This is a genomic window from Bradyrhizobium sp. AZCC 1721 (genome assembly GCF_036924715.1).
GTDB lineage: Bacteria > Pseudomonadota > Alphaproteobacteria > Rhizobiales > Xanthobacteraceae > Bradyrhizobium.
The window spans coordinates 6,701,127-6,726,074 of sequence record NZ_JAZHSB010000001.1 but is presented as its reverse complement, the minus strand read 5'-3'; the positions used below and the strand labels follow the sequence as shown (position 1 = coordinate 6,726,074).

Below are 24,948 nucleotides of genomic sequence, written 5' to 3'. Positions count from 1 at the left end.
AGTCCGGGCCCGAACGTCCACATGTTCTGACATCTAGGCATTTCACTGCGTGTTTTCCACCACACCGCAATCTTACGGATTTCAGCATCTTGCACTGCAGGAAAGGCGGCTCCGTGGCGTGTTGACAGCGCCCCACGCCCACATAGAATGCCTCTCACGTGCCGCCCTTAAGAGGCGGCACGTTTCGTTTTCGCAAGACCGGCTGTTGCCGCGTTCGCGCCAATGCACGCCCGCGGCAGGTCTCAAAGGCAGGTCTCAAACCTCAGTGATTGCCATGACCAATAGCGCCACGTCGCATCTGCTCCCGGTCTTCGCCAGGGTCGATCTCGGCTTCGAACGCGGCGAGGGCTGCTGGCTGACCGCCACCAATGGCGAGCGCTATTTGGACTTCACCTCGGGCGTCGCGGTGAATGCGCTCGGTCACTGCCATCCGCACCTGATCGCGGCGCTGCAGGAGCAGTCGACGAAACTCTGGCACATGTCGAACCTGTTCAAGTCGCCGGATGGCGAGAAGCTCGCCGCGCGGCTTTGCGAGCAGAGCTTTGCCGACCTCGTGTTCTTCTGCAATTCCGGCGCCGAGGCGATGGAAGGCGTGATCAAGGTCGTGCGCCGCTATCAATTCTCCAAAGGCCATCCCGAGCGCTATCGTCTCGTCACCTTCGAGGGCGCATTCCACGGCCGCACCCTGGGCACGCTCGCAGCAACCGGCTCCGCCAAATATCTCGAAGGCTTTGGGCCGCCGATGGACGGTTTCGACCAGGTGCCGCATGGCGATCTCGAAGCGGTCAAGAAAGCGATCGGCCCGCAGACCGCGGGCATCCTGATCGAGCCGGTGCAGGGCGAGGGCGGCGTGCGCTCGGCGCCGCAGTCTTTCTTCAAGGCGCTGCGCCAGCTCTGCGACGAGAAGGGCCTGTTGCTCGCGTTCGACGAGGTGCAGACCGGCATGGGCCGCACCGGCGATCTCTTCGCCTATAAGCGCGTCGGCGTGACACCGGATGTGATGTCGCTGGCCAAAGCGTTGGGCGGCGGCTTCCCGATCGGCGCGGTGCTGGCGACGGCGGAAGCCGCAAGCGGCATGACGCCGGGCTCGCACGGCTCGACCTTCGGCGGCAATCCGCTGGCGATCGCTGCGGCGAATGCCGTGCTCGACGTGATGCTGGAGCCGGGCTTCTTCGATCACGTGCAGAAGATGTCGCTGCTGTTGAAACAGAAACTGGCCTCCGTCGTCGATCGCTATCCCGCCGTGCTGTCGGAAGTTCGCGGCGAGGGGCTTCTGGTCGGCGTCAAGGCCGTGGTGCCGTCGGGCGATCTCGTCAATGCGTTGCGCGACGAGAAATTGCTCACCGTCGGCGCCGGCGACAATGTGGTGCGGTTCCTCGCGCCGCTGATCGTCACCGAGGCCGAGATCGAGGAATCCGTGCAAAGGTTGGAGCGCGCCTGTGTCGCGCTGTCCGCTGGCCAGTTGAAGAAGGCGGCGGGCTGATGAGCAAATCCGTCCGTCACTTCCTCGACATCAATGAACTGCCGTTAGATGAATTGCGCAGCATGCTGACCTTGAGCGCCACCATGAAGGCGAAGCTGAAAGCGCATGAGAAGGGCAAGAAGCCGCTCGAAGGCAAGACGCTGGCGATGATCTTCGAACGTCCCTCGACCCGCACCCGGGTGTCGTTCGACGTCGGCATGCGCCAACTCGGCGGCGAATCCATCATGCTGACCGGTGCCGAGATGCAGCTCGGCCGCGGCGAGACCATCGCCGACACCGCGCGCGTGCTGTCGCGCTATGTCGATGCGATCATGATCCGCATCCTCAACCACGACGCGCTCTTGGAATTGGCCGCGCACGCCACGGTGCCCGTGATCAACGGCCTGACGCGGCGCTCGCATCCCTGCCAGGTGATGGCCGACCTGATGACCTTCGAGGAGCATCGCGGGCCGATCGAGGGCAGGACCGTGGCCTGGACCGGCGACGACAACAATGTGCTGGCATCCTGGGCGCATGCAGCCGAGCGTTTCAAGTTCAGGCTCAATGTCGCAACCCCGCCGCAGCTTGCGCCGAACAAGGCGATGAAGGACTGGATCAAGGCGACGCAGGCGCCGATCGTGCTCGGCACCGATCCCGAAGCCGCCGTGCGCGGCGCCGATTGCGTCGTCACCGACACCTGGGTCTCGATGGGCGACAAGGACGGCGAACATCGCCACAATGTGCTGAAGCCCTATCAGGTCAATGCGAAGCTGATGTCGCTGGCCAAGCCGGACGCGATCTTCATGCACTGCCTGCCCGCTCATCGCGGCGAGGAAGTCACCGATGAGGTGATCGACGGCGCGCAGTCGGTCGTGTTCGACGAAGCCGAAAATCGCCTGCATGCGCAGAAAGGCATTCTGGCTTGGTGTTTTGACGCGGTGGCATAGGTTTCTCCGTCGTCCCTGCGAAGGCAGGGACCCATACGCCGCGGCCCCAATAATTAAAGGCAGTGGTTGACGCCTTGCCTTACTCACAACGCCCTGTGGTTATGGGTCCCTGCGTTCGCAGGGACGACGCGTGGAGATGGTTTCGCCGGCTCGTCAACCCCTTTTGTTTTGCATTCCAAGCCCCCAGATAAGGCGCCATGGATTCACAATCAGACATCAAAATCACGACCGAGGCGCCGATCCGCGCGCCCTCGTCCGTTCCCGTCGATGATGCGGTGCTGCCGTTCGAGGTCGCCTCGCTCGATCTGCGCGGACGGCTGACCCGACTCGGCCCCGCGCTCGACGACATCCTGACCAAGCACGATTATCCGGCGCCGGTCGGAAAATTGCTTGGCGAAGCGATCGTGCTGGCGACGCTGCTCGGTTCGGCGCTCAAATTCGACGGCCGGTTCATTTTGCAGACGCAGACCGATGGCCCGGTGTCGTTTCTGATCGTGGATTTCCAGTCGCCGGATCGGCTCCGCGCCTATGCGCGCTACGACGCAAGGCGGCTGAAGGACGGGCAGGATTCAGGCGCCCTGCTCGGCAAGGGCCATCTCGCGATGACCATCGATCAGGGCGCGGACATGAGCCGTTACCAGGGACTGGTGGCGCTCGACGGCGGCAGCCTTGAGGATGCCGCGCATGAATATTTCCTGCGCTCCGAGCAGATTCCGACCCGCGTGCGGCTTGCGGTCGGCGAAGAATGGCGTGGCGGCGACGGCGGCAAGCATCGCTGGCGCGCCGGCGGCATGCTGCTGCAATTCCTGCCGCAGGCGCCCGAGCGGGCGCGGCAGGCCGACCTGCATCCGGGCAACGCGCCGGAAGGCGCGGTTACGCATCAGGTGGCGGAAGACGACGCATGGGTGGAAGGTCAGTCGCTGATCGGCACCGTCGAGGATGTCGAACTGATCGATCCCGATCTGTCGGGCGAGCGCCTGCTGTATCGCCTGTTTCACGAGCGCGGCGTGCGCGTGTTCTCACAGCTCTCCTTGCGCGCAAAATGCTCCTGCTCGCGCGAGGCAGTCTCCGCGATGTTGAAAAGCTTCTCGCCCAAGGACCGCGCCGAGATGGTCAAGGACGACAAGGTGGTGGTGACCTGCGAGTTCTGCTCCTCAGTCTATCAGTTCACCCCGCATGAAGCGGGCGTGGAGGAGTAGGGGGCCGTAGGGTGGGCAAAGGCGCGATAGCGCCGTGCCCACCATCATCCTCCGATCGCGCTTTATGATGGTGGGCACGCTTTGCTTTGCCCAGCCCACGGACTGTCGTCATCCGCGAAGACGGGTGACCCAGTATCCCAGAGACAGCAGTGATCGAAATCGAGAAGTCGCAGCGTACTGGGTACCCCGCGTTCGCGGGGTATGACGGTGATATGTTGCGTCGCTATCACCGCGTCATTGCGAGCGCAGCGAAGCAATCTATCTATCCCCGCGCTGAGGCGTGGATTGCTTCGCTTCGCTCGCAATGACAGGGATAAGGCCACGGCAAACACATTCGTCATGCCCGGGCTTACCGCCTCCGCTGAAGCTTCGGCGCGCCAGCACGGGAAAGCCTCGGCGAAGCCTTGGCGTAGCCGGGACCCGGGCATCCGTCACCCTCGGAAGAATCATGCGAAGAAAGATGGATCACCGGGTCAAGCCCGGTGATGACAAGCGCGAGCGCTCGTCAATTCAACACCCGCTTGTTATCCGGGCTGTCCAGCGAGAACGTCGGCACGTCGATCTCGAAACGCTCACCGCTTTCGCTGACCATTTGATAGCGCCCGGTCATGAAGCCCGATGCGGTCGGCAGCGGCACGCCGCTGGTATATTCGAAGCGCTCGCCTGGCGCCAAAACAGGCTGTTCGCCGACCACGCCCTCGCCGCGGACTTCCTGCTTGCGGCCGGTGGCGTCGGTGATGATCCAGTGCCGGGTACGAAGCTGCACGGTCTCGGCGCCGGTATTGGTGATGACGATGGTGTAGGACCAGAAATACTGGCCCTTGTCGACCGACGAGCGCTCGGGGAGGAAGTTCGGTTCGACGGTGACTTCGATCTGGCGGGTGACGGCGCGGTACATGCGAGCAAGCTTCCGGGAATCCTGTGTCGCATCATAGCCGGGAATGCCGGGGGAACCAATCTCCGCTGCGCCGGGTTGCCCGCTTGCTTGATCGCGGTTTCAACATAGTTCCGTTCTAGAGCGCAGCCGCGCTGCCCGGCCCCGGACCTTCCGCTTGCGTATCCCTTGCGTATCTGGTGTGCAAGTTGCGGGCCGATGTTATCTTTTCCGGACAGTGCACGCGTAAAAGCTCAATTGCCCAAACGGTGCCAGATGTCGTCCATTGCCGATCCAGTCGCCGGAACGCCTCGCAGCGATGCCAAGGCCAGCGATGCCAAGGCCGCCGCTGCATCTTCCGCGCCGGCGATTGCGTTCCCGGTGGCCGGCGAGCGCGAATTGCGGCTCGATCTGTTTCGCGGCATGGCGCTGTGGCTGATCTTCATCGACCATCTGCCGACCAACATCCTGACCTGGTTCACGATCCGCAATTACGGATTTTCCGACGCCACCGAGATCTTCATCTTCATCTCCGGATACACCGCCGCCTTCGTCTATGGCCGCGCGATGCTCGAGGCCGGTTTCGTGGTGGCGACCGCGCGCATCATGCGGCGCGTGTGGCAGATCTACGTCGCCCATGTGTTCCTGTTCACGATCTTCCTGGCGGAAATCTCCTACGTCGCCACCCGTTTCGAGAACCCGCTCTACAGCGAGGAAATGGGCATCATGGATTTCCTCAAGCAGCCGGATGTCACGATCGTCCAGGCGCTGCTGCTGAGATTTCGGCCCGTCAACATGGACGTGCTGCCGCTCTACATCGTGCTGATGCTGTTTCTGCCCATCATCCTGTGGCTGATGAAGTGGCGGGCCGACGTCGCGCTGGGACTGTCGGTGCTGCTCTACGCACTGACCTGGCACTTCGACTGGTATCTGACGGCCTATCCGAGCGGCTTCTGGATATTCAATCCGTTTTGCTGGCAGTTGCTGTTCGTGTTCGGCGCCTGGTGCGCACTGGGCGGGGCGCAGCGCATGTCCCGCATCCTGGCGTCGCCGGTGACGATGTGGATCTGCATCACCTACCTGGCGTCGGCGTTCTTCGTCACACTCACTTGGCACATTCCGCAACTCAGCTTCCTGATGCCCAAGCGGATCGAACAGTGGATGTATCCGATCACCAAGACGGATCTGGACGTACTGCGGTTTGCCCATTTCCTGGCGCTGGCCGCGCTCACCGTGCGCTTCCTGCCCAAGGATTGGTCGGGCCTCAAATCGCGCTGGCTGCGACCATTGATCCTATGTGGCCAGCATTCGCTTGAGATATTCTGTCTCGGCGTCTTCCTGGCCTTTGCGGGACACTTTGTGCTGGCCGAAGTCGGTGGGGGTGCCCTCACGCACGCCCTGGTCAGTCTTGCCGGTATCCTCATCATGTGGGGCATGGCGTGGGTGATTTCGTGGTACAAGCATTCGGCCGACAAAGGAGCCTCAAAAACGAAAAGCACGGCAATCAACGCCGATATGGCGGGAGGAAGCGCATGAGGCCCGGCTCGGGAACTGTGCTGGTCCTGGCGCTGCTTGCGGGTCTTGCAGCGGCCGGATTGGCTCGTGCCCAAGATGCCGCCCCCCAGGCTTGCGAAGTTCCCCCCTACCTCCTCTCCACCGAGAGCACGCTTCCCAAGGTGGCCGAGGCCGTCAAGAACGCCCGGCCGCTGACCGTCCTGGTGGTGGGGAGCCGCTCATCGACCATCCTGTCCTCTGAAAACAGCGCCTATCCGGCCAGGCTGCAGGCGGCGCTGAAGGAGAAGCTGCCCTCCACCCCAATCAACCTCTCCGTGGAACTACAAACCGGCAAGACCGCCGAGGAGGTGGACGCCGGCCTCGTTAAGCTGGTGGAAGCAAAAAGGCCTACTTTGGTCATCTGGCAGACGGGAACCGTCGATGCTATGCGATCCGTCGATCCCGACGATTTTCGCGGCGCCATCGACGAGGGGGTTGCTGCGCTGCAAAATGCGGGAGCCGACGTGGTTTTGGTCAATCTGCAATACAGCCCGCGCACCGAAACCATGATTTCCGCGCCGCCGTACCTAGATAATATGCGCGTGGTGGCACAGCAGCATAATGTTCCGCTGTTCGATCGGTTCGCCATCATGCGCCACTGGAACGACGCCGGAGATTTCGATCTGTTCAGTACCTTTCATGGGACCGACATGGCCAAAAGGGTTCATGCCTGCCTGGGCCGGGCGCTCTCGAAATTCGTGCTCGATGCGGCCCGCCTCGATCAGGCGCAGCAGAATTAGGAACTGGCGTTAATGAGTTCTCACTGCCCTTTTCGTTTGTCGACATTGCTGACTGTCTTCGCCGCGGGCCTCGCGGTGTTGATGCCTGCCTCGATGTTGCCTCTGTATGCCCAGACGGCTTCGCAGCAAGCCGGTCAGCAGGCGGCGCTATCCGATGGCGCCAAAGCGGAAAACGACCCGGACAAAAAACCCGCGGCTGAAGGCACCCCGCCGCAGGCCGCGCCGGCGGCCACCGGCAATCCGGCCGCGCAGAAGGGCGTTACCGGCAAAGCAATCGACAAGGTGAAGGAAGTCGCGAAATCGGCCGGCGACATCTTCAGCCGCGTTCCCTGCCTGCCGCCGAAGGGCGCTTCCAAATCGATGGGATCGCTGCCGCGTGTCGCCAACAAGCTCGTCGCGGGTCAGCCAGTGGTGATCGTCGCTTTCGGATCGTCATCGACCCAGGGGTACGGCTCCAGTTCGCCGGAATTCACTTATCCGAACAGGCTCGCGGCGCAGCTACGCCGCAAATATCCGACGGCCGACATCTCCGTCGTCAATGCCGGCAAGGGCGGCGAGGACGCGCCGGAAATGATGAAGCGGCTGCAGACCTCCGTGATCGACTTGCGTCCGGATCTGGTGATCTGGCAGGTCGGCACCAATGCGGTGCTGCGCAACCTCGATCCCGCCGAGACCGTCAAGCTCATCGACGAAGGCATCGCACGCATTCAGGCTGCGGGCTCCGACGTCGTGCTGATCGATCCGCAATATTCGCCGCGGGTCAACGAGCACGCCGAAAGTGCCGGCAAGATGATGAAGCTCTTGAACAAGACGGCCGAGCTTCGCAAGGTCGGCATCTTCCCGCGCTTCGCGGTGATGAAAGACTGGCACGAGCGGCAGGCGATTCCGATCGAGAATTTCGTGATCGCCGACGGCTTGCACATGAGCGACTGGGGCTATGCCTGCTTCGCCCAACTGCTCGGCGACGACATCATCAAGTCGGTCGGCCAGATCAAGCTCGGCGTCGCCGTGCCGTCTGATGTGCGAGCCTATCGGCCGATGTAGCCGTCGTCCCTGCCTCCGTGCGCAATCGCGCACTCGGCGCAGGGACCCATACGCCGCGGCCCTGGTGATTAGAGGCGGTGGTTGACGCCTTGCTTAACCCACCACACCCTGTGGTTATGGGTCCCTGCGTTCGCAGGGACGACACCTGTTGTGTGGCTACGCGCGTAGCGAGCTCACGCCTTCTCCAGCGCCTGTGCAAAATCCTCGATCAGATCATCCGCATGCTCGAGCCCGGCCGAGAAGCGGATAAAGCCTTCGCTGATGCCGAGCTCGGCGCGCGCCTCTGGCGTCAGCCGTTGATGCGTCGTCGTCGCAGGATGGGTGACGAGGCTCTTGGCGTCGCCGAGATTGTTGGAGATGCGCGAGATCTGCAACGCATTGAGGACGCGGAAGGCGGCGGCCTTGCCGCCCTTGACCTCGAAGCCGATCAGCGTTGAACCGCCGCGCATCTGCTTCTTCACCAGCTCCGCTTGCGGATGATCGGCGCGGCCGGGATAGATCAATCGCGAAATCTTCGGATGGCTTGCCAACGCCTCGGCGATTTTCGCCGCGTTGTCGGTCTGCGCGCGTACCCGCACGCCCAACGTCTCCAGTCCCTTGAGCAGGACCCAGGCGTTGAAGGGCGAGAGCGATGGCCCGGTCTGGCGCATGAAGTTGTGAATGTGCTCTGCGATGAAGGCTTCGGACGAGAGAATGATGCCGCCGAGGCAGCGCCCTTGACCGTCGATATGTTTGGTTGCGGAGTAGACCACGACGTCGGCGCCGAGCGAAAGCGGGCTCTGCCAAATCGGCGTGGCAAAGACGTTATCGACGACCAGCCGTGCGCCGCCCTTGTGCGCGATCTCGGCAATCGCCGGAATATCGAGCACATCGAGCGTCGGGTTGGTCGGGCTCTCCAGAAAGAAGGTCTTGGTGTTAGGCTGCAATGCGCGCTGCCATTGGTCGAGATCTAGGCCGTCGACCAGCGTCGTTTCGATCCCGTAGCGCGGCAGGAGGTCCTGCACGACGTAAAGGCACGAGCCGAACAGGGCTTTCGAGGCTACCACATGATCGCCGGCTCTGAGCGGTGCGAGGATCGCGGTCGTCACCGCGGCCATGCCGGTGGCGGTGGAGCGAGCAGCTTCCGCGCCTTCGAGCTCGATCATGCGGCGCTCGAACATTGAAATCGTAGGATTGGAATAGCGCGAATAGATAAAGCCGGGATCCTCGCCCTTGAAGCGCGCCTCGCACTGCTCCGCGCTGTCGTAGACATAGCCTTGGGTGAGGAACAGCGCTTCCGACGTCTCGCCGAATTGCGAGCGCAGCGTGCCGCCGTGGACGAGGCGGGTTTCGGGACGAAAACGCTTGGTAGAACCAACTTCAGACATGTGACCTCCGTCGTGACCACCGGAAAATGGTCACAAAAAAACCGGCCTGGAAGAATTTCCACAGGCCGGGATCACACGTGTCCCCGGCCTGTTTAGCTACTTATTTAACGTGGCTGCAAGCCGGCCGGCTCAAATCACCACGGGATAAGTCATGCTGATATTCGCTTGCGCCCTTTCAGTCAAGGCAGCCATCGGATAACCCCTAAAAGCCCATATTTACGAGGTTTGGATGACATTTGGGCATCCAGGGCCACCTCAGAGGACCGCGCCGTGTCGTTCACGCTTCCGCCCGACGGTAACGGAATTCTCCCCGACCGCATGATCGCGGCGATGGCGGATGCGGGCCTGATCCTGCCGGCCTATCCGTTTGTCGAGAGCCAGATCCAGCCCGCAAGCCTCGATTTGCGCCTCGGCGACGTTGCCTATCGGGTGCGCGCGAGCTTCCTGCCTGGGCCGGGCGCGACCGTCGCCGAGCGCATCGACGAATTGAAGCTGCATGAAATAAATCTCTCCGACGGCGCGGTGCTGGAGACCAATTGCGTCTACATCGTGCCGCTCCTGGAAAGCCTCGCGCTGCCGCCGGAGATCGTGGCCGCCGCCAATCCGAAGAGCTCGACCGGACGGCTCGACGTCTTCACCCGCGTGATTGCCGACGGCACCCGCCGCTTCGATATGATCGGCGCGGGCTATCACGGCCCGCTCTATGCCGAGATCAGCCCGAAGACGTTTCCGGTGCTGCTGCGGGAGGGCTCGCGGCTATCACAAGTGCGTTTCCGCACCGGAGATGCCATCCTCAATGCCGACGAGCTCGACGCGCTGCATGGCGCCGAGCGCCTCGTCGATATCGATGACGCCGATCTCGCCAATGGCGTGGCGCTGTCGGTCGATCTGTCCGGTGAGAACACTAGCGGCTTCGTCGGCTACCGCGCCAAGCGCCACACCGGTGTGGTCGACGTCGACCGCCGCGGCGGCTATGCGGTCGATGAATTCTGGGAGCCGATCCCGGCACGGTCAGACGGCAGCCTCATCCTCGATCCCGGCGAGTTCTACATCCTGGCCTCGAAGGAGGCCGTGCAGGTGCCGCCGGATTACGCCGCCGAAATGGTGCCGTTCGATCCCCTGGTCGGCGAATTCCGCGTGCACTACGCCGGATTCTTCGATCCCGGCTTCGGCTATGCCGGTGCCGGCGGGCAGGGCGCGCGCGCCGTACTCGAAGTGCGCTCGCGCGAGGTGCCGTTCATCCTCGAGCACGGCCAGATCGTCGGCCGTCTGGTCTACGAGAAAATGCTGTCGCGGCCCGACGCGATGTACGGCCAGCGCATCGGTTCGAACTACCAGGCGCAGGGGTTGAAGCTCTCCAAGCACTTCCGGGTGTGATCGCCTGCGCCGGCGCGCCTCAGCCGCGCACGTCAGAGATAAACTCGCCGATCTGCGCAATCGCCTGACGGGCTTCCGGCAACACCGGCACGAATAATTGCCAGACGTGCGGCATGCGCCGCCAGATCTCGAGCTTGCTGCGCGGATTGTGCGACCGCAGCTTCTCCACCATGCGGACGGCGTCGTCCTTCAGAATTTCATCGCTGCCGACTTGAATAAGTACCGGCGGCAATCCGGCGGGATCGCCGTAGAGCGGCGAAGCGTAGGGCGTGCGCGGATCGGCTCCGCCGAGATAGAGCTTCGCCAGATCGGGAAGATCCTCGACATTCAGCATCGGATCGGCCGCTGCATTCGTCTTCAGCGAAGCGCCGGTCAGGGCCAGATCGGTCCAGGGCGACAAGGCGACGGCCGCGGCCGGAAGCGGCTTGCCATCGTCACGGAGCCTCAACAGCAGGCCCAGCGCCAGGCCGCCGCCGGCCGAATCTCCCACTACGAACAACTGGCGACTATCGGGCGCGTGATCGACGAGCCAACGATAGCCCTCCACGGCATCCTCAAGCGCTGCCGGAAAAGCGTGTTCCGGAGCGAGGCGGTATTCGAGCGCCCAGACGCGGGCTTGCAAGGCGTCGGCAATCCGCCAGAGGAAGTGCCGGTAATGGACCGGCGCGCCGGAAACATAGGCGCCGCCGTGGAGATAAAGCACGTTACGTTCGGGCCGGGATGCCGGTGTGGTAACCCGGTGAAATCGCACCCGACCGGCCTCGATCTCGACTGTTGTGCTCCGGGCGGGCGGATGCGGCACAAACCGCTCCATCGCACGCATGTTTCGCCGCCATTGCTCGACATCGAGACTCCCGCCGCGCCGCTTGAGCAACATGCGAATACCGATGCGCAAAAGTTCGGCTCGCAGGCTCATGGCGGGCCTTGCGCTCAGGCCCTGAACGGCACGGCTGTGGGCATGCGCGGACGGTCGGTAGGCTCTTGCACGATAAGACCGTCCTCGATCTCGACAATGCGATCGGCGTAGGGGAGGACGCGCGGATCGTGGGTGACGACCAGCACCGCCCGCTCACGCTCATGGGCGGTCTCGGCGAGAATACGCATGATGCTCTGGCCGTTTTTTCCATCCAGTGCCCCGGTCGGCTCGTCGGCAAGAACGACGGAAGGGTTTGCGACGAGAGCCCGCGCGATGGCGACCCTCTGCTGCTCGCCGCCGCTGAGACCTCCCGGCAAACTGTCCACCTTTTGCTCGAGCCCGACCATTGCTAGGGCCTCCCGCGATTTCTGCGCCGCGCGCCTGCCGTGCTCGCCACGAATATCCAGCGCCAATTGCACGTTCTGGGTCGCGGTCAGCGTCGGGAATAAATGATAGGACTGGAATACGAAGCCAATATGCTCGCGCCGAATCCTGGCGAGCGCTTCCTTGTCGGCGTCGGCTGTCGGCGTCCCGCATATGGTGACGCTGCCTGAACTCGGCGTCAGCATGCATCCGAGAACCAACAGCAGCGTAGTCTTGCCGCTCCCCGAAGGGCCCATCAGCAACGTCAACTCGCCCCGCCGCAGCGAGAGGTCGATGCCGCGCAACGCGTGCACCTCGCCGGCGCCGCGACCCAGCCTCTTTTCGACCGACTTGGCTTCGACTACATGGTCATTCATCGCATGAACACCGTGGCTGGGTCGATACGAACGACACGGATGATTGCTCCAATGCCGGATGCTACGCACATCACCACCGTCAGCGCGAACAACGCCGCCATCAGCCATGGCGTGATGACGATCGGCAACGCGCTTTTGGCGGTGATCTGGACGACGATCGAGCCGATCCCGGCGGCGATCGCAAATCCGATCACGGCGTTGATGAGTGCCTGATAGATGATCACGGTGTAGATATAGGCGTTCGAGGAACCCATCGCGCGCAGGGTGGCGAATTCATTCAGATGATCCTTGGTGCTGGAGTAAAGCGTCTGCGCGACGATCACGGTGCCGACGATCACTCCGAGCAATGCGCCGGCAAACAGCGCGGCTCCGGCCCCCGTGCCAAACAGCCAGAACGACCGGCTGCGGCTGCGGAAATCGTCCGACGTGAGAACCTCTGCATCGCCGACCTCCGCGCGAATGGCGCTGAGCGCCTTCTCCCGATCGGCATCGCCTTTCAGCCGAACCAGAACGCTGCTGGCGCGATCGCGCGGCGTTCCGGTGTAGTTGCGCGCGTTTTTCAGATCCACAAACACGTACGGCGTCGTGGCGAACGAGCGGATGCCGTCGGTGACCGCGACCACGCGCACCTTGCGGCCACGGACTTCTGCCGTCGAGCCGACGCCGCTGACACCGAGCCGGTCAAAATAGGAGCGGTCGACCGCAACGTTCGCTCCTTGCGTCAGCGCCTGCACGTTGCCGTCCACGACGTTGAACGGTTGCAGGCTGCCGTCGCGCAGGTCGGCGCTCACAATGAAGACCGGCGTCACCTCGCCGCGCTCCAGGCGCCAGTCCGAAAAGCCGATCACGAGCGGGACGGCCCAACTAACGCCCTCCATGGTGGCGACGCGGTCGCGCAGCTTGACGTCGAGCAGCGAAGGATCCTCGAAGCATTTGGCGCCCTTGGGCAGGATCCACAAATCGGCGGAGGCATTGTCGATCATGGTCGTGACCATTCGGCCGAACCCGAGGAACAGGCCCATCTGGATCATGACGAGGACGACCGAGAAGACGATTCCGACCATGGTCGCGACGAAGCGAAGCCGATCGTGGAACAGGTTGCGGGACGCAAGTGTCAGTACCAGCGACATGTCGGCATCCGTTATCGCGGTTGATTGGCGATGGCTCTCTCGTCTTGTGGCTCGGAATGGCGCGAAACCAGCGCTCTCCCGCCGATCTTCATTCCGGCGCTTGCAGCCAGACTTGCGGCGAGCGCAGCGGCAAAAACGATCGTCGCCTTGCCGATCGCGTTGAGATCGACATCAAGCAGCGCGTATTGCAGCCACACGACCACGGCGTAGTGCAGCAGATAGATGCTATAGGCATTGCTGGAGAGGCTATCGAGCAGGCGGTCGCGCGATTGCAGCAGCCGAAGGCAGATCGCGAGCAGACACAGAGCGGCGGCCGCGGAAGCAACTGGAAACGCCAGCGCCGAAGCCAGACGAAAGAGCGGCGCGCTCGCCTGCCACTCCGGCAAGGTCAGCGATGTGAACCCGCCCCATACGGACATGCTAGCGATGGCGGCCGCAAGCCAGGCCAGCCAATGACGTGCAAGTGGACCATCGGGACGCAGTATGCTGTGCTCGGGGCCGTGGCTGCCAATCGCAAATCCGGCGAAGAAATAGACCACGTAGTGCAGCGGCCGGCTGAGCTGAAATGAAAATGGGCCGAGAAAAGTCCACTCCCACGGTGTGAAGGCCATCGCCAGCGGCACATAGGCCAGCGCAGAGAGCGCCGCCAGCGCAATGAAGAACATTAGCGGGCGATCGGCAACGCGGGCGACCAGCGTGCTCAATGCCCGAAGCCAATGCGGGGCGAACGCGTGGAGGGCGGCGGCAACGGCGCCCAGCAGAAAGATCTGCCACAAAAACCATTGCGGCCCGGCAGGCCACATCGGAAGCGCGCGCCAGTGTTGCCAAAAGGCGCTGAAGGAGGGATCGGCCGCGGTCAGCCGATAGGACGCGAAGTAGGCGAGAGGGCTGAGAACGCCGACGGCAAAAACGAACGGCAGGCCGATCCGCCACGAGCGCTCCAAGGTGTAGGTGCGAGGCCCCTTGCGGCCAAGGCTGGACGGCGTGAACAGACCGGCCAGCAAGAACATCAGCGACATCAGGCTGACATCCTGCCACGCGCAAAACAGGTCGAAGCCGAACCAGCGCTGGCTATCGAGGATTGGGAATGCAATCCAGCGATAGGGCGGTGCGTCGAACGGAAAGGGATCGGCAGGTTGCGATGCGAGGTACGGCAGCACGGAGTGAAACGCGACCACGATGACGATGGTAATCGCGCGCAAGTTGCTAAGGGGCACGTTGACCTGTGATAACACGGCCATTCGTCCACGCTGCCATCCCACTGATCTGGGAACCGGCAGGGGGTCAACGTGGAGCCGGCGCGCTCGTTCCCGCTAACGTGCGGAACTCGCCCCTTCGGGAGCGTTGTCCCCAGCCGGGCCGGCCGTGGGAAACTGTGTTGCTTTTACCGCGATGCCGACCTCGCCGCCGGCGTCACGCGCCAGATCGTGTTGCCGACATCGTCAGCCACCAGCAGCGCGCCCTGCTTATCGAGCCGCACCCCGACCGGGCGGCCCTGCGCCTGGCCCTTGTCGTTGAGGAAACCGGTGAGCACGTCCTGCGGCGGTCCGGATGGCTTGCCGTCCTTGAAGGGGACAAAGATCACCTTGTAGCCGGAGGGGGGCTTACGATTCCAGGAGCCGTGCTGTCCGATGAAGGCGCCGCCCTCCATCTCGGCAGGAAACAGCTTGCCGGTGTTAAACGTCAGCCCGAGCGAGGCTGTGTGCGCGCCCAACGCATAATCCGGGGCCATCGCCTTCTGCACGAGATCAGGCCGCCGCGGCTCGACGCGGGTGTCGACATGGTCGCCAAAATAGCTGTATGGCCAGCCGTAGAACGCGCCGTCCTTCACCGACGTCATGTAGTCCGGCACCAGATCGTTGCCGAGTTCGTCACGCTCGTTGACCACGACCCAGAGTTCGCCGGTCACTGGATTCCAGGCCGGACCATTCGGATTGCGCAGGCCTGAAGCGAACACGCGCCATTGACCGCTGGCGCGATCGACTTCCAGCACCGCCGCGCGATCCTTCTCGGCATCCATGCCGTTTTCACCGACATTGCTGTTGGAGCCGACCGTTGCATAGAGCTTGGTGCCGTCGGGGCTGGCGGTGAGATCCTTGGTCCAGTGATGATTGAGGTTGCCGGCGGGCAGGTCCGCAAGCTTGACGCCGGGTCCGCCGATCTTGGTGTCGCCTTCGCGATAAGGGAATTTCATGATCGCATCGGAATTGGCGACATAGAGCTCGTCGCCAACCAGCACCATGCCGAAGGGCGAATTCAGCCCGCTGATGAAGGTGGTTCTTAGCTCGGCAACGCCGTCGCCGTCGGCATCGCGCAGCAGCGTGATGCGGTTGGCGCTGGGAACGCCGGCGCCCGCCCAGTTCTGCGCCTGCTTGTAGATGAAGCCCTTGATGCTCATGCCGCCGCCCTGCTTCGGCGGCGCGTTGCTCTCGGCAACCAGCACGTCGCCGTTCCGCAGTGTGTAGACGGTACGCGGATGTTCGAGGTCGAGGGCAAAGGCGCTGACCGTCATGCCGTTTGCGGCGGTCGGCGTGGCGCCGTTCGGCCAACGCTTGACGGTTGCGATGTCCACCGTCGGGATCCAGGAATGTTCCGGTGGCGGCAGGTTGGGCGAAGGACCATAGCTCTGCGCCACGGTCGCGGTCTCCTTGGGGTCGCTACAGGCGGCTAGCGGCAGCGCCAACGCGCCGACGCCAATGGCCAGGAGGAGGGTCTTGCGCATGGCAGGGTTCTCCGGGATATCGCCCGTACAATGCCGTGCGGGCCCGAACGTTCGTGTTCCGGCATGAATTCCCTGTGAAACAGCCGGCCTAAGGCCCGCCACGCAATCCCGCAGGCCCCCATTGCGCCCCGTGCACGTGGATTCAGCCTCCGCCATGCTAGGAAGCAGCGCGCCGCGGCTTGCCCAAATCCGCGCGCTGGGAGCAGAAATGTCCGATCTCGGCGTTGCCGAAATTCCCGTAGACGAGCACGAGCGTCCGCTTCCGCCACCGGCGGCGCCGGCGAAAAACGCGCTGCTCGACGGCCCGATCCTGCGCACGCTGTTGTGGCTGGCCTGGCCGAATGTAATCGCGCTCACCGCGGGCACCTGCGTCGTCATCGCCGAGACCTCCTACATCGGACGGCTCGGCGTGGAGTCGCTCGCCGCGATGGCGCTGGTGTTTCCTACCGTGATCCTGACCATGACCATGTCGGGTGGAGCGATGGGGGGCGGCGTGGCATCCGCGATCGCGCGTGCGCTCGGCGCCGGCGACCTCGACCGAGCCTCGACCCTTGCCGCGCATGCGCTGCTGATCGGCCTCTGCTTCGGGTTGGCCTTCATGCTGGGCATGCTGATCTTCGGCCCCAAACTGTTCGAACTGCTCGGCGGCCGCGGCAACGTGCTGACCCAAGCGATCGCCTACACGCAGATATTCTTCGGCGGCGCCGTGGTGCCGTGGCTGATGAACACGATGTCCGGCATTTTGCGCGGCACCGGCAACATGAAGCTGCCGTCGCTGTTGATGCTGTCGTCGGCGATTTGCCAGATCATTCTCGGCGGCACGCTGGGCTTGGGGCTCGGCCCGATCCCGCAGTTCGGCATGAGCGGCGTCGCGGCCGGTTCGCTGATCGCTTACCTGATCAGCATCTCCGTGATGTCCTGGTATCTGTTTTCCGGCCGCGCGCGCGTCGTTCCCAAGGTCAGGGGCCTTCGTATTCAGTGGTCGATGTTCATCGACATCCTGAAGGTCGGGGCGATCGCCTGCTTCTCGCCGCTTCAGTCGGTGCTGACGATCGGTATCTTCACCCACATGCTGGCCAGTTTTGGCACCGAAGTCCTCGCCGGCTACGGCATCGGCGCGCGGCTCGAATTCATGCTGACCTCGATCTCATTTGCTGTCGGCATCGCTTCGGTTCCGATGGTCGGCATGGCCGTCGGAGCGCAGCGCATCGCGCGGGCCCGCAAGATTGCCTGGACGGCGGGGCTCGTCGCATTCGCCTCGGTCGGCACATTCGCGACCTTCATCGCAATCTTCCCCGACATCTGGGTCAACCTCTTCACCGACGATGCGGCCGTGCGTGCCGCGAGCCGTCAATATCTTTCGACGGCGGCGCCGATGTACGCCTTCCTCGGCCTTGCCACCGCGATGTACTTTTCGTCGCAGGGCGCGGCCAAGGTGATCGGCCCGGTGATGGCGCAGACCGCGCGGCTGTTGTTCATCGGCGTCGGTGGCTGGTGGCTGTTGACGCACGACGCCACCGCGCAGAACTTCTTCATGCTGGCGGCGGCCTCCATGGTGCTGCTCGGCGTGCTCTCATGCGCGAGCGTGGTGCTGACGCGCTGGGGGCCGAAGCAGCGGGTGCCCGCGGTTAGTCCGGCGCTGTCGTAACGATCGTCATTGCGAGGAGCGAAGCGACGAAGAAATCCATCTAGCCTCGTACGCGGAAAGATGGATTGCTTCGCGGAGCCTGTCATCCGGCGGCGCTTCGCGCCGACCGGGTGGCTCGCAATGACGAGAACAACTACCTTCGCCTATGCCGCCGCCCTGATCGGCCGCTGCCGACATTGGCCATGCGCATCAGTTGCGGGACCATGCTCACCAGCTCGCCGCCGCCAGCGCCGCCGAGCAGGCCATGAAATCGCCGCCGCCGCCGAAATTCATTCCACCGGCGTTCACGCCGTAACCCTCGGGAACGTAGCCGCCATACCCGCTGCCCAAGCCGCTGGGCATTCCGCTGCCCATCATGCCGCCGAACCCGCCACCGCCTTCCATCATGCGGCTCATCATCGGGCCCATGGTCTGCATCATCATGGCAAAGCGGCGCTTGCCCATCTTGGCCTTCATCATTTCCAGCATCGGCGCCATCTGCGTCATCATGTCTGAGCCGTCACCGCCGCCGAAGCCGGTAAATTGCGCCTTTGCCGGCGTCGACGTCAGGGCGAACAGCAACAGCAGCGTGGCCGCCTGGCACACCACCTTGTCAGCTCCCGTCATGGTTCTGCTCCTCATGCGCCGGCGGCCGCGGGCGCGGCGCCATTCGGACGCACGCGCCGAGGCTGGGAGTGGGCAGGGAGCCAATCTGTGAGAAGGATCACGCCAGCTTGTGCCGGTAATGCATGGTCACGCCGCGCTTCGTCCGAACGCCTTCTGCATGGCAAGCACGCCTTGGTCCATCTGTGAGGAGACGTAGGGCGCGATCTCGTTCGGCAATACGTCGACGATCCAGACCAATCGGCTGCGCGCGTCGCCATCAGCGAACACCTGGGCGGACGCGCTATAATGCTTCACACGATCGCTGTTGATCGCATAGACCAGCCGCATTCGCTCGTCGTCGCAATCGACCAGCGTCTCGCGCGCGACGGTGCCGTTGGCAAAGGTGACGATGCGCGCATCGCCGTCGAGCTTGGTGTCGGTGACGAAGCCGGGTACCAGCCGGGTATGCAGCGCGCCGAAATCGCGCAATGCGTCCCAGACGTCGTTGGGGGAAGCGTCGAGGGGGATGTCTTTGTGAATGGAAGCCATGGATGATTCCTTGTTGTAGGAGGATGGATGTTCCGCCGTCATTGCGAGCGGAGCGAAGCAATCCATCTCGCCACCTGCCGAGACATGGATTGCTTCGTCGCTTCGCTCCTCGCAATGACGTGGAGAGAGCGGCGCATTACGTACAAACCGCCTCGACATTGTTGCCGTCGGGGTCGATCAAAAACGCGGCGTAATAGGTTGGGCTGTAGTCCGCGCGCAGTCCGGCGCCGCCATTGTCGCGGCCGCCGGCCTTCAGGCCTTCGGCGTGGAATTGCTTGATCGCCGCATGATCCTGGGCGCGGAACGCGACATGCGCGGCCGAGCCTGAAGATCCCTTGTGCAGATGCAGCCAGAGCGCGGGCGCGCCCTTCGGGCCGAAGCCTGCGCCGGAATCATCCCGCGAGCACAGCACGAAGCCGAGAGGCGCGAGCACTGCCGTATAGAAGCGCACGCTGGCGTCGAGATCGCCGACGCGTAATCCGATGTGGTCGTACATGACATTCTCCAGCAAGAAAGTGCCGCGAACTCGCGCGGCCTGGAGAAAGCCTAGTCAGTGGAGGGCCAGCCGTTCTTGGAAAATCTTGCGCATGCCCCGCGAGGCCTGGCGGAATTTCAGCGGCGATGCTCCGGCGGCGCGATGGAACGTGCGCACGAAATTGGAGAGGTCGGCAAAACCGACGTCATAGGCGATGTCGGTGATCGGGCTGTCGTCGTCGGCCAAGCGCCGCGCGGCATGGCGCAGCCGCGAGCGCACCAGATATTGGTGCGGGGTGACGCCAAGCGCTTGCGAGAACAAGCGCAGGAAATGGAACGGGCTGATCCCGGCTTCGGCCGCGGCGTCCTCCAGATTGATCTGACGGTGCGAATTGGCATCGATCCACAGTGCGGTTTCCACCGCGCGGCGGCGGTCGCGCGCCGCATCAGGACCGGATTTGCGGGACCTGCCGGAAACTACCTCGACAAAGCGGCTCGCCAGCACCTGACCGATCTCGTCGAGGCCGATGTCGCTGCTGCCATCTGCTGCCGCTTGCGCCAGCTCGCCAAGCACGACGAGCTCCGGCAGCGGCGGCGCTGAGCCGATCTGCCATGGCGACCGGCTATCGCCGATGGTTTCCACCAGCTCGGAGGCGAAGAAGAACGACAGGCACTCGTCGCCGCAGACGTGCTCGTGGGTGCAGGTATATTCATCGCCGGGATGGCCGATCAGCACCGATCCCACCACCAGTTCGCTGCACTTGCCGCGGCTGCGCAGGCCGAAACTGCCTTTGCGCACATAGGAAATCGAATGACCGCCATGCTGCTCCGCGAACGGCTTGTCGCGCGGTCCCGCGGTGCAGCGAAAGTCGAAGACGGATATGGATTTGCGTTCGAGAAGCGTGGTCGCGATCATCCCGCCTACTTAAGGATGCGGGCGCGGCGGTGCAACCGGCAGCAGCACGTCGAACAATGTCTTGCCGGAGGTCTGGCTGGCGCCCTCGATCGAGAGCAGCCGCCGCTTGGAGATCGCCCCGCCAAAGGCTGAGATCTTGTCGGCATAATGGCCGGCTTCGAGCACGCGATGACAAGGTACGATGATCATGAAGGGGTTGCGGCCGATCACCCGCGCCACCGAAGAGACCGCGCCTGAAGCACGAAGGCTGGCGGCCACTTCCGCATAGGTCCGCGTTTCGCCGCGCGGGATCGCGCGCGTATAGGCATAGACGCGCTGGTTGAAGGCAGGAATGCCGGTCAGATCGAGCGCAACGTCGGACAGATCGCACGCCGCCCCGCGCGACAGCGCGATGATGCCTTCGATCGCGACCTGGACGTTCGCTGGCGGGCGAAGCTCGCGGGCATCAGGATAGAGCTGATAGAGCCGCCGCCGCGTGTCGATCTCGCGGACTTCCGGGAGCTGCACGCCGATAATGCCCGCCGGGCTCCACGCGATCCCGCAGCGGCCGATCGCCGTGTCGAAAATGCTGTAGCCACGCCCCGTCATACGCCACCAGCCCCGGACGCGAATCATACCACCGGCCTGACGAATCGCATGGAATTTTGGCGAAGTCGACCGCGAGCAAGACGGCCAATGGAACAGCTTGGCGGATCGCGCAAGGTCGGCTAAGCATGAGATGCGACCCGCGGGCGTAGTTCAATGGTAGAACGGCAGCTTCCCAAGCTGCATACGAGGGTTCGATTCCCTTCGCCCGCTCCAATTTTCTCGCCTTGCCAGCTAGCCGCACCACGACATTTGAGACGCTAACCCCGTAGTACTACCGGCCTCGATTTAAGCCGGCCTTAGTCCGTCCTGCCTACGTTGCCCGCTTCTCCTTGGCAGAGCGGAAACAAAAAATGCGGATCGGTCGGCTTTTTGCACTATCGATGCTCTCGGTGACGGTCCTGGCGGTCGTCCTTGGCGCCGGAGTCCTTGTCCCGCAATACCGCACCTTTGCCAGCAAGAGCGAGGCGATCAAGACCGTGGAGGCCTATGGCGCGGTGCTGGCGGTTGGCCAGCAGGTCGCCGGCTATCGGGCGCCCTATGTCGGCCCGCTGTTCAAGGAAACGGCCGCGACACCCGAGCAGATGGAGACCGTCGCGAAAGCGGTGCAGGCGGCCGATGCAGCGTTCGCCAGGGCGCGAACGGTGGTGGGCGCGCTCAACGATGGCGCAGCGATTGTTCAGGGCCTGAACCAGGCGGCGGCCAAGCTTGCCGAGGTTCGCGCGGCGAGCGATCGCGCACTGAGCCTGCCGATGAGCGGGCGCGACCCGGCGGCGGTCAAGGGCTTTCTGCCGGGCATTGCCGCCGTTGTCGGAATCCTCGAGCCGCTGTTGAACCGGCTGGAAAACCAGGTGGCGATGGCGGATGCGTCGCTGACGGCGCTGCTCAATGTCGCCCGCACCGCGCAGGATCTGCGGATCTCCGCCGGAGGCCGCGCCGCCACCATGTCGCTTGCGATCAGCACGCGCCGCCCGCTCACGGCGGCTGAAATTTCCATCACCGACCGCGCCCAGGGCCGCGTCGATCTCGACCGCGAGCGGATCGAGGCCGGCGTCGATCAGATCGGCAGTCCGCCGCGGCTTGCGAAAGCGATGAACGATGCCATCGAGGGCTATTTCGCCAAGGCCGCGCCATGGCTTGAAAAGGAGATGGCGGCTGGGCGCGCCGACGGCAACTACAATATCAACTCGGATCAGCTTGCCGGAACGATCGTGCCTGCGGTGCAGGCCTTCTTCGCGGTGCGCGATGCGGCGCTCGCGGAAGCCGCCGAGCGTGCAGGGGCCGCGCGCGATGGCGCGCTCACGATGCTGGCGCTGGCAAGCATCGCCGTCGCGGCGCTGCTCGCCGTGCTTGCCGGCGTCACGGTGATGCTGCGGCGGCGCGTGATCACGCCGCTGGCAAACTTGACCGGCGTGGTCGGCGAACTCGCTGCCGGCCGGCATGACGTCACGATCCCGACCATCGAGCGTGCCGACGAAATCGGCGCCATGGCGGGCTCGCTGCAGGTTTTCAAGGACGCCCTTATCGCCAAGACGGCCGCCGACGAGGCGGCCGCGGTGGAAGCCGATGTAAAAATCCAGCGCGGCCAGCGCGTCGATCGGATCACCAGCGATTTCGAGGCGATGATCGGCGAGATCATCGAGATCGTGTCGCAGGCGTCGACCGAGCTGGAAGCCTCCGCCGGCACGCTGACGGCAACCGCGGAACGTTCCGAAGAGCGGACCACCATGGTTGCGGTGGCATCCGAAGAAGCCTCCACCAACGTGCAATCGGTGGCATCCGCCACCGAAGAGATGGCATCGTCGGTCAACGAGATCAGCCGTCAGGTCCAGGGCTCGGCGCGCATCGCCAGCGAGGCGGTGGAGCAGGCGCAGAAGACCAATGACCGCGTCGCCGAACTCGCCAAGGCTGCCGCCCGCATCGGCGACGTGGTGGAGCTGATCAACACCATCGCGGGCCAGACCAACCTCTTGGCGCTGAATGCCACCATCGAAGCGGCGCGCGCGGGCGAGGCGGGGCGCGGTTTTGCGGTGGTCGCCTCCGAAGTGAAAGCGTTGGCCGAGCAGACTGCGAAAGCGACCGGCGAGATCAGCCAGCAGATATCGGGCATCCAGGCGGCGACGCAGGAATCGGTCGGCGCCATCAAGGAGATCGGCGATACCATCGGACGGATGTCGGAGATTGCCGCCACCATCGCCGCCGCCGTCGAGCAGCAGGGCGCGGCGACCCAGGAAATATCCCGCAACGTGCAGCAGGCCGCCAACGGCACGCAGCAAGTCTCCGCCAACATCACGGACGTGCAGCGCGGTGCCAGCGAGACCGGCTCCGCCTCCGCGCAGGTGCTATCAGCGGCAAAATCGCTGTCCGGCGAAAGCGACCGGCTGAAGCGCGAGGTCGGCAAATTCCTCAGCTCGGTGCGCGCCGCCTGAGCCGCCTCGCCAGCGGCTACGGCGCAATCGTCAGCACCGCCTTCATGTTCGGATGGTAGCGGCAGTAATATTCGACACTGCCGGCCTTCGTCAGCACCGACGTCACTGTCTTGTTCGGCGGCGTGGCGACATCGAAATCGCCGTTGCGCGCGGTCGCGGTGTGGGCGAACACGTCCTTGTTGATCCATTCGATGGTGTCGCCGACCTTGGCAGACACCTCGGCCGGCGCGAACACCAGATTGTCGATCGTGATCTGGATCGTCGCTGCATGCGCCGGGACGGCCGCCGCGCCAAGCAGCAGGGCGGCGAAGAGGCGCAGGTATCGTCCCGGACGCATGGCGGTCTCCTACTTCAGCTTGGCGGCGACTTGTTCGGCGTGCTGCTGGTGGCCTTGAAAAATCCTCAGGCCGGTTTGTAGCAGGCTCTTCAGCTCGGCATTGCTGGCTGACGGAATCAACTGCGCCTCCAGCGCGCTGTTGACGTTCTTGTGGTAGGCGACCTCGTTGGCGAGATAGGCCTTGTCGTATTCGGCGCCTTTCAGCTTGTCGAGCTCGGCGAGTTTCTCGGTGGCCTGCTTCGAAAGCGTCTTGCTGGTGTCGTTGTCCTCCGGCGTCACCTTCAGCTTCTTGACCAGGTCGAGCGCCTGCTTGTTCACGGCCTCATGGTCGCGCACCATGTCTTGCGCGAATGCCTTGACGTCCTTGTTGCTGGCTTTCGCGATCGCCTGTTTGGCGGCGTTGATGTCGATGACGCCCGCCGTGTAGGCGATATGCGCGATCTGGGGATCGGTGGGTTTTGCGCCTTGCGCCACCACGGCGCTGCCAAGAAGGCTCAATGCGGCGATCGCCGCGCTCAATCGTATGAACATGGTTTGATACTCCTGTGGCGCGGCGGACCGCGCGTTGATGAACAGGAGTTGGATGGGCGTGAAGTGCAGAGGTTCCCGGAAAAGTTAGTCGAAGCCCAGCCGCTTCAGCACGGCCTCCGTCAGGCGTTCGCAGCGCCGGCCGGCAAAGGGGAACGCCTCCATCACCACGGGACCAATCTTGTTCTCGACGATGTCGCGCAGCATGGTGCGGGCGCGGTGCAGTCGGGTTTTTACCGTCTCCGGCTTCAGCCCGAGAATTTCGGCGGTCTCTTCCACATTCATCCCCTCGATCACGCGGGTGATGAAGACGAGACGGAACGCTTCCGGCAATTCGTCGATGGCGTGTTCGACGACATGCTGAATTTCACGCTGGGCCATGGATTTTTCCGGATCGTCGGTGGCAAGAGGAAACTGGATGATCTGGGCCTCCAGCGCGCCCTGCGGCAATGAGTCCAGTTCGACGGTGGGCCGCTGGCGGCGCAGCCGGCCGAGTGCCTCATTCATGGTGATACGCGACAACCACGTCGACAGGCTGGAATCCCCGCGAAAGTTTTCCAGATGGGTGAAGGCACGGACATAGGCCTCCTGCACGACGTCTTCGGCCTCGCCATCGTTGCGCAGAATGCCGCGGGCGAGCCGGTACAGCCTGCGATTATTCGCCTGCATGATCGCGCGCACCGCCGCCTCGTCGCGGGCCAGCGCGCGGCGCACCAACTCGGCGTCGCCGGTGTCGAGGCGCGCGATGTCGGGTATGTGGGCCTGGTGCATGATATCCACCAATAACAGGGTATTGGGGTTGGATGCTGCAGGAGCCAGCAGGTT

The 24,948-nt window shown here is 63.8% G+C and carries 24 protein-coding genes, 1 tRNA gene and 1 riboswitch; of the genes, 10 read left to right on the top strand and 15 right to left on the bottom strand.

Annotation, left to right across the window (positions count from 1 at the left end; genetic code table 11):
- Positions 1–274: 274 nt before the first annotated feature.
- From V1273_RS32105 to V1273_RS32095, 3 genes are all read left to right on the top strand, one after another.
- Positions 275–1,483 (top strand): aspartate aminotransferase family protein, encoded by a 1,209-nt coding sequence (locus tag V1273_RS32105; protein ID WP_334379977.1) that lies wholly within the window; start codon positions 275–277, stop codon positions 1,481–1,483.
- The gene (gene argF, locus V1273_RS32100) at positions 1,483–2,409 is read left to right on the top strand and encodes an ornithine carbamoyltransferase (RefSeq protein ID WP_334365359.1); all 927 of its coding nucleotides are present in this window, start codon (positions 1,483–1,485) and stop codon (positions 2,407–2,409) included. Before V1273_RS32105 ends, argF begins: the two co-directional genes overlap by 1 nt.
- 197 nt (positions 2,410–2,606) lie before the next feature.
- Complete coding sequence (locus tag V1273_RS32095; protein WP_334411925.1) at positions 2,607–3,608, top strand: Hsp33 family molecular chaperone; 1,002 nt, start codon at positions 2,607–2,609, stop codon at positions 3,606–3,608.
- Between the two features lie 505 nt (positions 3,609–4,113).
- Here the strand turns inward: V1273_RS32095 and apaG are convergent.
- The gene (gene apaG / locus V1273_RS32090) at positions 4,114–4,506 is read right to left on the bottom strand and encodes a Co2+/Mg2+ efflux protein ApaG (RefSeq protein WP_028351829.1); all 393 of its coding nucleotides are present in this window, start codon (positions 4,504–4,506) and stop codon (positions 4,114–4,116) included.
- Between the two features lie 252 nt (positions 4,507–4,758).
- Between apaG and V1273_RS32085 the strand changes: the two genes are divergently transcribed.
- From V1273_RS32085 to V1273_RS32075, 3 genes are read left to right on the top strand one after another with little or no spacing between them, the layout of a single operon-like run.
- Positions 4,759–6,018, top strand: coding sequence for an OpgC domain-containing protein (locus V1273_RS32085; protein ID WP_334411924.1), 1,260 nt, complete (start codon positions 4,759–4,761; stop codon positions 6,016–6,018).
- Positions 6,015–6,776, top strand: coding sequence for an SGNH/GDSL hydrolase family protein (locus V1273_RS32080; RefSeq protein WP_334411923.1), 762 nt, complete (start codon positions 6,015–6,017; stop codon positions 6,774–6,776). The genes V1273_RS32085 and V1273_RS32080 overlap by 4 nt, the downstream gene beginning before the upstream one ends.
- A 12-nt stretch (positions 6,777–6,788) precedes the next feature.
- Complete coding sequence (locus V1273_RS32075) at positions 6,789–7,820, top strand: SGNH/GDSL hydrolase family protein (RefSeq protein WP_334411922.1); 1,032 nt, start codon at positions 6,789–6,791, stop codon at positions 7,818–7,820.
- Between the two features lie 173 nt (positions 7,821–7,993).
- Here V1273_RS32075 and V1273_RS32070 read toward each other — a convergent pair whose 3' ends face one another.
- A complete protein-coding gene (locus V1273_RS32070; RefSeq protein ID WP_334411921.1) occupies positions 7,994–9,187 on the bottom strand; it encodes an O-succinylhomoserine sulfhydrylase in 1,194 nt (397 codons plus the stop codon).
- Between the two features lie 71 nt (positions 9,188–9,258).
- Positions 9,259–9,338, bottom strand: a riboswitch (SAM riboswitch).
- 119 nt (positions 9,339–9,457) lie between these two features.
- Here V1273_RS32070 and V1273_RS32065 point away from each other — a divergent pair.
- A complete protein-coding gene (locus tag V1273_RS32065) occupies positions 9,458–10,564 on the top strand; it encodes a 2'-deoxycytidine 5'-triphosphate deaminase (protein WP_334379981.1) in 1,107 nt (368 codons plus the stop codon).
- Between the two features lie 19 nt (positions 10,565–10,583).
- Here the strand turns inward: V1273_RS32065 and V1273_RS32060 are convergent, their stop codons facing one another.
- The 5 genes from V1273_RS32060 to V1273_RS32040 form a co-directional block, all read right to left on the bottom strand.
- The gene (locus V1273_RS32060) at positions 10,584–11,480 is read right to left on the bottom strand and encodes an alpha/beta hydrolase (RefSeq protein ID WP_334411920.1); all 897 of its coding nucleotides are present in this window, start codon (positions 11,478–11,480) and stop codon (positions 10,584–10,586) included.
- A 14-nt stretch (positions 11,481–11,494) separates the two neighbouring features.
- Positions 11,495–12,220: an ABC transporter ATP-binding protein gene (locus V1273_RS32055; RefSeq protein ID WP_334365350.1), complete on the bottom strand. Its 726-nt coding sequence runs from the start codon at positions 12,218–12,220 to the stop codon at positions 11,495–11,497.
- Positions 12,217–13,350, bottom strand: coding sequence for an ABC transporter permease (locus V1273_RS32050; protein WP_334365349.1), 1,134 nt, complete (start codon positions 13,348–13,350; stop codon positions 12,217–12,219). The genes V1273_RS32055 and V1273_RS32050 overlap by 4 nt, the downstream gene beginning before the upstream one ends.
- Before the next feature lie 11 nt (positions 13,351–13,361).
- Complete coding sequence (locus V1273_RS32045; RefSeq protein WP_334379983.1) at positions 13,362–14,591, bottom strand: acyltransferase family protein; 1,230 nt, start codon at positions 14,589–14,591, stop codon at positions 13,362–13,364.
- A 143-nt stretch (positions 14,592–14,734) separates the two neighbouring features.
- Entirely contained in the window at positions 14,735–16,072 is a 1,338-nt protein-coding gene (locus V1273_RS32040; RefSeq protein WP_334411919.1) for a PQQ-dependent sugar dehydrogenase, read from the bottom strand.
- Between the two features lie 208 nt (positions 16,073–16,280).
- On the opposite strand from V1273_RS32040, the gene V1273_RS32035 reads away from it, so the two are divergent.
- A complete protein-coding gene (locus V1273_RS32035; RefSeq protein ID WP_334365346.1) occupies positions 16,281–17,720 on the top strand; it encodes an MATE family efflux transporter in 1,440 nt (479 codons plus the stop codon).
- 207 nt (positions 17,721–17,927) lie between these two features.
- On the opposite strand, the gene V1273_RS32030 is transcribed toward V1273_RS32035, so the two are convergent.
- The 5 genes from V1273_RS32030 to V1273_RS32010 form a co-directional block, all read right to left on the bottom strand.
- Entirely contained in the window at positions 17,928–18,326 is a 399-nt protein-coding gene (locus V1273_RS32030; protein ID WP_334411918.1) for a hypothetical protein, read from the bottom strand.
- A 126-nt stretch (positions 18,327–18,452) separates the two neighbouring features.
- On the bottom strand, positions 18,453–18,854 hold the full coding sequence (locus V1273_RS32025; protein WP_334411917.1) for an SRPBCC family protein: 402 nt from the start codon (positions 18,852–18,854) through the stop codon (positions 18,453–18,455).
- Between the two features lie 136 nt (positions 18,855–18,990).
- On the bottom strand, positions 18,991–19,350 hold the full coding sequence (locus tag V1273_RS32020) for a VOC family protein (protein ID WP_334411916.1): 360 nt from the start codon (positions 19,348–19,350) through the stop codon (positions 18,991–18,993).
- A 54-nt stretch (positions 19,351–19,404) separates the two neighbouring features.
- Complete coding sequence (locus V1273_RS32015) at positions 19,405–20,244, bottom strand: helix-turn-helix transcriptional regulator (RefSeq protein ID WP_334411915.1); 840 nt, start codon at positions 20,242–20,244, stop codon at positions 19,405–19,407.
- 9 nt (positions 20,245–20,253) lie between these two features.
- Positions 20,254–20,832, bottom strand: coding sequence for a methylated-DNA--[protein]-cysteine S-methyltransferase (locus V1273_RS32010; protein WP_334412299.1), 579 nt, complete (start codon positions 20,830–20,832; stop codon positions 20,254–20,256).
- Positions 20,833–20,971: 139 nt separating this feature from the next.
- On the opposite strand from V1273_RS32010, the gene V1273_RS32005 reads away from it, so the two are divergent.
- Positions 20,972–21,045: transfer RNA gene (locus V1273_RS32005), tRNA-Gly, on the top strand.
- 137 nt (positions 21,046–21,182) lie between these two features.
- On the top strand, positions 21,183–23,258 hold the full coding sequence (locus tag V1273_RS32000) for a methyl-accepting chemotaxis protein (RefSeq protein ID WP_334411914.1): 2,076 nt from the start codon (positions 21,183–21,185) through the stop codon (positions 23,256–23,258).
- Positions 23,259–23,274: 16 nt separating this feature from the next.
- On the opposite strand, the gene V1273_RS31995 is transcribed toward V1273_RS32000, so the two are convergent.
- The 3 genes from V1273_RS31995 to V1273_RS31985 all read right to left on the bottom strand — a co-directional run bounded on the left by V1273_RS31995 (position 23,275) and on the right by V1273_RS31985 (position 24,894).
- Positions 23,275–23,595, bottom strand: coding sequence for a cupredoxin domain-containing protein (locus V1273_RS31995; RefSeq protein ID WP_334411913.1), 321 nt, complete (start codon positions 23,593–23,595; stop codon positions 23,275–23,277).
- Between the two features lie 9 nt (positions 23,596–23,604).
- Complete coding sequence (locus tag V1273_RS31990) at positions 23,605–24,126, bottom strand: DUF4142 domain-containing protein (protein ID WP_334365338.1); 522 nt, start codon at positions 24,124–24,126, stop codon at positions 23,605–23,607.
- Positions 24,127–24,210: 84 nt separating this feature from the next.
- Positions 24,211–24,894, bottom strand: a complete 684-nt coding sequence (locus tag V1273_RS31985; protein WP_334384113.1) for an RNA polymerase sigma factor — start codon at positions 24,892–24,894, stop codon at positions 24,211–24,213.
- Positions 24,895–24,948 lie beyond the last annotated feature (54 nt).

Excerpts from the sequence above, each read along its gene's own strand:
- V1273_RS32060 (WP_334411920.1), bottom strand. The coding sequence starts at position 11,480 with ATGAGCCTGCGAGCCGAACTTTTGCGCATCGGTATTCGCATGTTGCTC.
- V1273_RS32070 (WP_334411921.1), bottom strand. The coding sequence starts at position 9,187 with ATGTCTGAAGTTGGTTCTACCAAGCGTTTTCGTCCCGAAACCCGCCTC.
- V1273_RS32055 (WP_334365350.1), bottom strand. The coding sequence starts at position 12,220 with ATGAATGACCATGTAGTCGAAGCCAAGTCGGTCGAAAAGAGGCTGGGT.
- apaG (WP_028351829.1), bottom strand. The coding sequence starts at position 4,506 with ATGTACCGCGCCGTCACCCGCCAGATCGAAGTCACCGTCGAACCGAAC.
- V1273_RS32035 (WP_334365346.1), top strand. The coding sequence starts at position 16,281 with ATGTCCGATCTCGGCGTTGCCGAAATTCCCGTAGACGAGCACGAGCGT.
- V1273_RS32080 (WP_334411923.1), top strand. The coding sequence starts at position 6,015 with ATGAGGCCCGGCTCGGGAACTGTGCTGGTCCTGGCGCTGCTTGCGGGT.
- V1273_RS32050 (WP_334365349.1), bottom strand. The coding sequence starts at position 13,350 with ATGTCGCTGGTACTGACACTTGCGTCCCGCAACCTGTTCCACGATCGG.
- V1273_RS32085 (WP_334411924.1), top strand. The coding sequence starts at position 4,759 with ATGTCGTCCATTGCCGATCCAGTCGCCGGAACGCCTCGCAGCGATGCC.
- V1273_RS31985 (WP_334384113.1), bottom strand. The coding sequence starts at position 24,894 with ATGCACCAGGCCCACATACCCGACATCGCGCGCCTCGACACCGGCGAC.
- V1273_RS32020 (WP_334411916.1), bottom strand. The coding sequence starts at position 19,350 with ATGTACGACCACATCGGATTACGCGTCGGCGATCTCGACGCCAGCGTG.
- V1273_RS32075 (WP_334411922.1), top strand. The coding sequence starts at position 6,789 with ATGAGTTCTCACTGCCCTTTTCGTTTGTCGACATTGCTGACTGTCTTC.
- V1273_RS31990 (WP_334365338.1), bottom strand. The coding sequence starts at position 24,126 with ATGTTCATACGATTGAGCGCGGCGATCGCCGCATTGAGCCTTCTTGGC.
- V1273_RS31995 (WP_334411913.1), bottom strand. The coding sequence starts at position 23,595 with ATGCGTCCGGGACGATACCTGCGCCTCTTCGCCGCCCTGCTGCTTGGC.
- V1273_RS32000 (WP_334411914.1), top strand. The coding sequence starts at position 21,183 with ATGCGGATCGGTCGGCTTTTTGCACTATCGATGCTCTCGGTGACGGTC.
- V1273_RS32040 (WP_334411919.1), bottom strand. The coding sequence starts at position 16,072 with ATGCGCAAGACCCTCCTCCTGGCCATTGGCGTCGGCGCGTTGGCGCTG.
- V1273_RS32010 (WP_334412299.1), bottom strand. The coding sequence starts at position 20,832 with ATGACGGGGCGTGGCTACAGCATTTTCGACACGGCGATCGGCCGCTGC.
- V1273_RS32030 (WP_334411918.1), bottom strand. The coding sequence starts at position 18,326 with ATGACGGGAGCTGACAAGGTGGTGTGCCAGGCGGCCACGCTGCTGTTG.
- V1273_RS32105 (WP_334379977.1), top strand. The coding sequence starts at position 275 with ATGACCAATAGCGCCACGTCGCATCTGCTCCCGGTCTTCGCCAGGGTC.
- V1273_RS32015 (WP_334411915.1), bottom strand. The coding sequence starts at position 20,244 with ATGATCGCGACCACGCTTCTCGAACGCAAATCCATATCCGTCTTCGAC.
- V1273_RS32095 (WP_334411925.1), top strand. The coding sequence starts at position 2,607 with ATGGATTCACAATCAGACATCAAAATCACGACCGAGGCGCCGATCCGC.
- argF (WP_334365359.1), top strand. The coding sequence starts at position 1,483 with ATGAGCAAATCCGTCCGTCACTTCCTCGACATCAATGAACTGCCGTTA.
- V1273_RS32025 (WP_334411917.1), bottom strand. The coding sequence starts at position 18,854 with ATGGCTTCCATTCACAAAGACATCCCCCTCGACGCTTCCCCCAACGAC.
- V1273_RS32045 (WP_334379983.1), bottom strand. The coding sequence starts at position 14,591 with ATGGCCGTGTTATCACAGGTCAACGTGCCCCTTAGCAACTTGCGCGCG.